This is a genomic window from Vibrio sp. 10N.261.52.A1 (assembly GCF_002876325.1).
Taxonomy (GTDB): Bacteria; Pseudomonadota; Gammaproteobacteria; order Enterobacterales; family Vibrionaceae; genus Vibrio; species Vibrio chagasii.
The window spans coordinates 1-4,061 of sequence record NZ_MCYD01000593.1; the positions used below are offsets into that span (position 1 = coordinate 1).

Genomic DNA, 4,061 nt, shown 5'->3' on the forward strand with positions numbered 1-4,061 from the left:
ATTAAAATATTTGTTTGTAGTTAATTGATATTTATCAACAAATGTATGTGGAGTAGTGATGGCTAAATCTGGAATTGGTGAGAATGGAATTCAAAGTAATTTTTGTTTTTTAGAGTCACATGATCCTATCTTTCTGCAACTTGCACAAAGCGCAGAGCGTGCTTTCTCTAGCGACCCTAGTACAACATTGGTTAAGTTGCGCCAGTTTGCTGAAGCAATCGCACAAGACCTAGCGATACGCTGTAGCATTGAATTTGACGAAAAAACGAATCAAGCAGATCTCCTCTTTCGAATAAACCGTGAACTACGCCTAGAGTCTCAGATCATCAGTTTGTTTCATGGGCTGCGTAAAGCGGGTAACCAAGCAGTACATCAATTTAAAACCGAACATAAACCAGCATTAGCTGGCCTTCGTGTCGCTCGTGATATTGCTATCTGGTATCACCGAGCTTTTGGCAAGCAAGGAGTGGCTTTCAAAGCCGGTGAGTTTGTTATCCCTCAAGATCCGAGTAAGCAATTAACCGAGCTACAGACCCAAATACAACGGCTTAAAAACCAATTGCTCGAAAATAACGAACAACTAGAATCTAATCAGCAGCTAACTTCTCTGCTTGAACAAGAAAAAGAGGAATTCGCAGTACTTGCTGAGCAGATGGATGTAGAAGCAAGAGAGCTGGCCGTTCAGGCAAAATCGCATGAAGAGGCTCTTGCGAAACAAAAAGCTGAATTTGAGAACAAGCTTACAAAGCTTCAAAAGCAGTTAGCCGATCAAACAGAAGAAACACTAAAAGCGATTAAAGCGCAGCGTAAAGATGTCAATAAGCGCACCCATACTGCCAGTAGCCGCTTTACTCTTAATGAAGAGTTAACTCGCATCCTCATCGATCAACAGCTTATCGATGCTGGCTGGGAAGCTGATTCAGAAGCTTTAGATTATCGAAAAGGAGTAAGGCCCGAAAAAGGTAAAAACCTCGCAATTGCTGAATGGCCAACTAAGTCTCAAGGAAAAAGCGGCCGCGCTGATTATGTGCTGTTTTGTGGTTTAACACCTATCGCCGTGGTTGAAGCCAAGCAAGAAAACACCAATGTTGCAGGCAAAGTCTCTCAAGCAGAGCGTTACTCCAAAGGTTATAAGCTCAAGTTACCTCAAAAAGGTGCATGGGAATTGGAGGACCGAACTATAGCTTGGGCTGATGAAGAAGAGGGGCATTACCACATTCCATTTGTCTACTCTTGTAATGGACGTTCGTTTAATAAACAGCTAGCTGAGCTTTCAGGTACTTGGTTCCGTGATACCCGTAAAGCAAGTAACGCCAAGAGACCGTTACAGCAATTTCACTCTCCTGACGGTCTTATCGATAAATTAAAGCGCAGTAGAGATGAAGCCGAAAAGTTGCTTCAGCAAGAGGGTTTCGATTACTTAGGCTTGCGTGATTATCAGCAAAAAGCGATTGTGGCGGTAGAATCTGCCCTCGAGGAAGATAAAACTCAATGCCTATTGGCGATGGCAACTGGTACCGGTAAAACCCGAACCATTATCGGCTTGATGTACCGCTTTCTTAAGGCTGAACGCTTTAAACGTATTTTGTTTTTGGTCGATAGAACCGCGTTAGGCAATCAAGCCTGCGACTCCTTCGATGAAGCAAAGCTAGAGCAGAATAAAACGTTATCCTCTATCTACAATATTGCGGAATTAGGTGATATGAGCAGCGAAGCAGAAACCCGCATCCAAGTTGCCACTGTACAAGCGATGGTGAAGCGGATCTTTATGTCTGATACGCCACCAGCACTTGATGAGTTTGATTGTATTATTGTCGATGAGGCGCATAGGGGCTATGCACTCGATCAACAAATGACCGAAGGAGAACTTGCTCACCGTGATGCGAGCCAGTATCTCTCAAGCTATCGCCGTGTACTTGATTACTTTGATGTGGTTCGTATAGGCCTTACGGCTACTCCTGCCAAACACACCAGCGAGATTTTCGGTAAGCCGATCTATACCTATACTTACCGTGAAGCGGTAGCGGAAGGTTGGCTTATCGATCATGAACCGCCGATTCGCTATGAAACTCTACTGAGCAAAAATGGAATTAAGTTTGAGAAAGGCGCAACCGTCTCCGCGATTAATACTCAAACAGGAGAGGTTGAATCAGCCGACTTAGCTGATGAGCTTAAATTTGATGTTGAATCTTTTAATCGCCGCGTTATAACCAAAGGGTTTAATGACATTATCTGCGACCAGCTTGTTAATGAGCTTGACCCGTTTGGCGATGAAAAAACACTCATATTCTGTACAACAGATCTGCATGCGGATATGGTTAAAACCGCGCTAGATAGTGCTTTTAACAAGATATACGGTTGCGATTATAATCAGGCTGCCGTTGCAAAAATTACCGGAAAAAGCGATAAGGTCGATCAGCTGATTCGCCAATATAAAAATGAGCGCTACCCCAATATTGCCGTGACAGTCGATCTACTTACTACTGGTATCGATGTTCCTAAAATCTGCCACCTAGTGTTCTTACGTCGTGTAAAGTCGCGGATTCTGTACGAGCAGATGATGGGCCGTGCGACACGTCGCTGTGACGAAATAGGTAAGACGGTATTCAAAATCTATGATCCGGTTGATCTCTACATTGCACTTGAAGCTGTTAACACCATGAAACCGATTGTCAAAGATCCGAATATCACCTTAGAACAGCTGGTGGATGAGATCAGCGATGATGCTTACCTAGAGCAAGCTTTAGACACTCCCGGTGAGCAAGCTGGTACAAGCCACGCTAATGATGTGTTGAATCAGTTGACGCAAAAAGTCATGCGAGTAATGCGCAAAGCCGTTAAAAAAGCGGAGAACAAACCAGCGCTAAGAACCAAGTTAGATCAACTTGAGGGAATATGGGGCGTTGCACCTGACAAACTCCATCAGCATCTTTGTCAAATAGGGCCCAAACAAGCTGCGCAATTTTTCAAGCAACATCAAGGCCTAATTAATCAGCTCGCGGAAGTACGTTTTCTCGCAGGAAGCGACAAAATGCCGGTGATCTATGAAGGTAAAGATGAGTTTCTCGGTCGTGATCAAACCTATGGTGTCCACGAAAAACCAGCGGATTACTTAGATAGCTTCAATCAGTTTATCAGACAAAATATCAACCAATCGGCGGCATTGTCGGTTGTCGTCAATCGCCCTAAGGAGCTCACTCGCGAGCAACTCAAAGAAGTGAAATTATTGCTCGATGAAGCCGGTTACAACGAAGCCCATCTGAAAAGCGCATGGCGCAAAAATACCAACCAAGATATCGCCGCTAGTATTATTGGTTATATCAGACAAGCCGCCATCAATGAGGTATTAGTGCCGTTTGAGCAACGCGTTACTAATGCTATGCAACGCATCTACAGTGAACATAATTGGAACCCTAATCAGCGCAAATGGTTAGAACGTCTGGCTAAACAGTTGGTCCATGAGGCGGTGATCGATAAGTCTTTCGTTAACCAACGCTTTGCCGATCAGGGTGGAGTTAAACGCTTTAACAGTGTGCTTGATGACCAGCTCGATACAATACTTGATGAGCTGAATGAGTACCTTTGGCAAGCGGGTTAGTGTGTCATTGTAGGGCTTTTTACCGCAGTTCTGATGCTATGCAGAGTGGTTGATGGTTTTCTAAGCAAAAACACGGTAATACGTTTAGAAAACCAAATTACAACACACCTGCCAATGCGTATAATTGAGCATCTGCCTGAGCTAGAACGACGTTGAGATTCGAGCTGTTCATCGGCATCTTTAGTTACCTATACAGCAAACATTAATTTGGCTGTAAACATTCTTGATATCAGTCGTATTACGGTAAACAATCAAGTAACTAAGTAGGCAAGCTAGAGCAATTGGTTACATAAGGCTTTCTCTCGAAAGTAAAAATAGACCGAAGAATGACGACATTAATCAGTCATGGCTGGCATTTTTGCAGTAAATAAGCGTTTACCCGCTTCGTTGTGAATGAATTCAGACATAGTCAAAACGACGAGCGGTTATCGAAATATAGTTAAGTAGTTGAGAATATAAAATG

General features: G+C 43.5%; 1 protein-coding gene. It reads left to right on the forward strand.

From position 1 onward, the window contains the following. The first annotated feature begins 58 nt into the window (after positions 1-58). Entirely contained in the window at positions 59-3,598 is a 3,540-nt protein-coding gene (gene hsdR, locus BCT81_RS10245) for a type I restriction-modification system endonuclease (RefSeq protein ID WP_102424078.1), read from the forward strand. The last annotated feature ends 463 nt before the right edge of the window (positions 3,599-4,061 follow it).

Excerpts from the sequence above, each read along its gene's own strand:
- hsdR (WP_102424078.1), top strand. The coding sequence starts at position 59 with ATGGCTAAATCTGGAATTGGTGAGAATGGAATTCAAAGTAATTTTTGT.